This is a genomic window from Cupriavidus basilensis (assembly GCF_029335485.1).
In the GTDB taxonomy this organism is placed as follows: Bacteria; Pseudomonadota; Gammaproteobacteria; order Burkholderiales; family Burkholderiaceae; genus Cupriavidus; species Cupriavidus basilensis_E.
The window spans coordinates 1-2,090 of record NZ_JARJLM010000412.1 but is presented as its reverse complement, the minus strand read 5'-3'; the positions used below and the strand labels follow the sequence as shown (position 1 = coordinate 2,090).

At 65.6% G+C, this 2,090-nt stretch carries 4 protein-coding genes; 1 reads left to right on the top strand and 3 read right to left on the bottom strand.

The features are described 5' to 3' along the window. Both P3W85_RS24430 and P3W85_RS24425 read right to left on the bottom strand, forming a co-directional pair. Positions 1–433, bottom strand: a 433-nt coding sequence (locus tag P3W85_RS24430) for an EVE domain-containing protein (protein ID WP_276266675.1), incomplete at its 3' end; no start/stop codon positions are given. Continuing rightward, positions 430–855 carry an SRPBCC family protein gene (locus P3W85_RS24425; RefSeq protein WP_276266674.1) on the bottom strand — a complete coding sequence of 142 codons (426 nt, stop codon included), beginning with the start codon at positions 853–855 and terminating at the stop codon, positions 430–432. The genes P3W85_RS24425 and P3W85_RS24430, both read right to left, overlap by 4 nt. 65 nt (positions 856–920) lie before the next feature. On the opposite strand from P3W85_RS24425, the gene P3W85_RS24420 reads away from it, so the two are divergent. Then, positions 921–1,100, top strand: coding sequence for a hypothetical protein (locus P3W85_RS24420; protein ID WP_276266673.1), 180 nt, complete (start codon positions 921–923; stop codon positions 1,098–1,100). Between the two features lie 118 nt (positions 1,101–1,218). Here P3W85_RS24420 and P3W85_RS24415 read toward each other — a convergent pair whose 3' ends face one another. Beyond that, a complete protein-coding gene (locus P3W85_RS24415) occupies positions 1,219–1,467 on the bottom strand; it encodes a DUF3742 family protein (RefSeq protein ID WP_276266672.1) in 249 nt (82 codons plus the stop codon). Between the last annotated feature and the right edge of the window lie 623 nt (positions 1,468–2,090).

The window sequence follows — 2,090 nt, the reverse complement described above, 5'->3', positions numbered from 1 at the left end:
TGACCGACCCCAAGTCGGCCTCCAGGTCAGCCCCCATGGCGGCGGCAATGACCGCGAAATCGCCGGGCGCGAGCGGCAGGTGGCCGCGGCGCAGCGCCATACCCCAGTTCGGTGCGGCACAGAGCGCAAGCTCGTTCTTGATCATGTCCATCGGCACATCCATGGCGTCAACATAGCCAACCCTGCGGCGGAACGGAACGAAGCCGCCGCCCATGTCGAAGGCAAACACCTCGTCGTCCACGATGCGGCCGATCGCGGTGAAGGCGCGCAGCGGCGCGCCGCCCATCTCCTCGGACGGCGAGTAGTAGACCAGCCAGTCGCCGGGGCGCATCCGCCGCAGCGGCTGCGCCTTGCCATGGCATAGCTGCGCGAAGCCGCCGGCAACGCCGCGCCGCACATGCGCGCGGCTGACCACGCCCAGCCACGCGCTCATGCCGCGCGTCCCTCGGCAAGCCGCGCAAGGCTGGCAAGCACATCGGGAAAATCCGAGGCAATCGCGGCGCCAATCTCAGCGGCATCGGGACCGCGGGCCTCCAGCGCATAGGTGACGCGGGCGCCCCCGCCATGCGGCGCGATGCGGTGCGCGACCACGACGACGAGATCGCCGACGCAGGTCTCATCGGCGAAACTCTCAGCCTCGCGCACCTCGACCAGGCGGCAGCGCAGCGGCTCCTGGCCTGGCGGCGTCATGGTGAACCAGGTGCCTTCTGCGAACGGCCCGTCGATCGCGATCTCCGCGATGCCGGCATTCCAGCGCACCCAGCCCGACACATCGCTGAACAGCCGCCAGATAGCGTCGGGCGACGCAGTGGTCTCGATGCTGTGCTCGATACGCCAGACATTTGGATTGCTCATGACCAACCTCCATATTCTATGTGCGCTTATAATAAGTGCACATAGAATAAGAATCAAGCGACAAGATGCGCGACCGTGATGCCACGCGGCCTTGCTACGGAAGCCACCTCGGCCCGCATGCCGATCTCGCACGCCGCGCCGACCAGCCGTTCGACCGGCATGGCGATCGCCAACCCCACATTGTCGAACTGGTGGCGGCCGAACAGCGCGGCACCGACAGGTCGAGCAGGCCGCGCTCGTCCTGATAGACCAGCCGTCTGTGTTCGACGCCGACATGACATGCCAGTGCTGACCGGCGGCATACAGCGGCGCGCGAGCCCGCGCCGCCACGGCTTCGATCACCGTCGCCAACCCAGGGGCCGCCTACTCGTCGTCCTCATCAAAAAGGCGTCCATGATCGGTGCGAATGTCTTTTTCGTAGTAACCGCAGCCTTCATCGCCGTGGCGCCACTCACCCGCTTCGTAGGGCTTTCTGGCGTCGATCCTGATGGCGGCAGCACCGGGCAAAGCAAACACCAGCCGCAACGTCAGCCAGAACGCAGCGTAGAGCAGCACGATCAACACCAGCAGCTTGGGCACCCAAAGCAAGTCCTTGGCCAGTCCAATCGGCATACCTCAGCCCGCCAGGCCGTGCACGATCCGGGCCTCCGCACGCGCCCAGGCCTGCCATGCCCTGCCAACGGCGCGGCCGGCACGATGCGCAAAACTGGTGTCCAGCCGTGACGCTGCATCAGAGCGCCACGTCACCGCCAATGTCCTCGTCCAGGCCCGCCGCATGGCCGGCATGCGCCAGCATGGCCTGCGCGAGGTCCTCTGGCAGTGCCTGGAGGTGGCGCCCCGCGCAGATGTCGGCTTCCAGCAGGCGCAGGAACGCCCCGATCGCCGGATCGAAACGATGGCAACGCTATCCGTGCGTGCCGCGGGGCTGACGGGTTCCATCGCAAACACGCGGGCCTTGTGCATCTTACGTGCGCCCCACCGACTGCGATATAGAACGCATCTGAATCTGAGCTGCTGCCCTCGCCGACGATGGGGAAGATGCCCTTGCACTTGGGGCAGTTCACCAAGTGTCCAAGGCTAACGATTCTCCCACCGCTGAGGTCGGTGTTGGAAAGTACTTTCCCAGGAACTCCCAACGTTATCTGTTGCCATCTACACCTTCAGGATAGCGAAGCGTGCGCAGCGCCTATCGCCTGCCACAACGGACGTCTATACGGCCAAAGCCTCCCCATTGC

Excerpts from the sequence above, each read along its gene's own strand:
- P3W85_RS24415 (WP_276266672.1), bottom strand. The coding sequence starts at position 1,467 with ATGCCGATTGGACTGGCCAAGGACTTGCTTTGGGTGCCCAAGCTGCTG.
- P3W85_RS24425 (WP_276266674.1), bottom strand. The coding sequence starts at position 855 with ATGAGCAATCCAAATGTCTGGCGTATCGAGCACAGCATCGAGACCACT.
- P3W85_RS24420 (WP_276266673.1), top strand. The coding sequence starts at position 921 with ATGCGCGACCGTGATGCCACGCGGCCTTGCTACGGAAGCCACCTCGGC.